The organism is Synechococcus sp. R55.2 (assembly GCF_047462075.1).
In the GTDB taxonomy this organism is placed as follows: Bacteria; Cyanobacteriota; Cyanobacteriia; order Thermostichales; family Thermostichaceae; genus Thermostichus.
Window position 1 is genome coordinate 1 of record NZ_JANSIH010000094.1, and the last position, 1054, is coordinate 1054.

The following is a 1054-nucleotide window of genomic DNA, read 5'->3' on the forward strand; positions in this document are numbered from 1 at the left end:
ACTGAGCTGCTCCGGGAAAGGGAAGGGTTTTCTCCCATCAACCCAGGGCTTTGTGAGCAATTGTACAAAGCCTAGATATCCTGGCAGCCTCCTTCTGTTTAGTCTGATACAGATGCTCCGGAGAGTGGATGCCCCAGTCAACTCCCCAGGCTCCTACGTCAGCTTGCCAGTTGAGTGTCGGGCCCGGTATTTGGCCCCCGGAGTACCGGAGAGTGCTGGGTTCTCTATGAATGCAAAATGAATGCAAAGGCCGAGAATTACGGCCCATCAAGAAATTAAGGGGCACAGCAGCAACACTTCTCTGGGAGAGGGGCTGGGGCTGATGGTCTGTTGAGAACGGGCTTGGAGTGGATGCACCTGAACTGGATGGATCCAATCCTAACTTGGGACTCTCGAATCGATTACTTGTTGAGAAAGTCCCCCAGATTGAGGATGGTGTTTTGCTCGCTGACGATGGCTTGGATGTCGTCGGGCAAGTTGCGGACATACTCGAGCTGGATGACGTTCGGGTTGCTGCGCAGCGCTTCCCCTTTGAGGGCGATGGCTTGGGCCTCACCGCTGGCTTTGACAATCATTCGTTGTTTGATGAGTTGAGCCTGCTCTACGCGAAACACTTCTCTTTGCTTCTCTTGATAGGGAATTTGTTTGGCTTCGATTGCCGACTTATACTCTTTGGAAAATTCCACATTGCGTAAGAGCAAGCTCTGCAGCACCAGCCCTTCTGGCTGCATTAGGCGAGAGAGCTCAGCGGCAATTTGTTCTTGGATTTCAGCTCGTTGCTCAGAATAAACGCCAATGGCCGAATAGCGGGCGATAACATTGCGCACCACGGCTTGGGAGGCGGGGCGAATAATTTTGTTCAGGTAATCGGGGCCTACATTGCGATGGATTTCGGGAACCCGATCCGGATCCAGGCGATAGCGCACCGAAACATCCAGATCCACCCGTTGCCCATCGGCAGTGAGAGCGGTGAGGGTATCGTCGGCTTTGACGCTGCGCTCTTCACTTCGGCTGGTCATGTTGTAGGTTTGGGTGCGCACATCGTAAAGGGTGG

Annotated in this window: 1 protein-coding gene; it reads right to left on the reverse strand. The window is 53.6% G+C overall.

Annotated features, from left to right (window positions below):
- Nucleotides 1-401: 401 nt before the first annotated feature.
- A partial coding sequence (locus NW838_RS03415; protein WP_414427501.1) for a prohibitin family protein occupies nucleotides 402-1054 on the reverse strand: 653 nt, incomplete at its 5' end.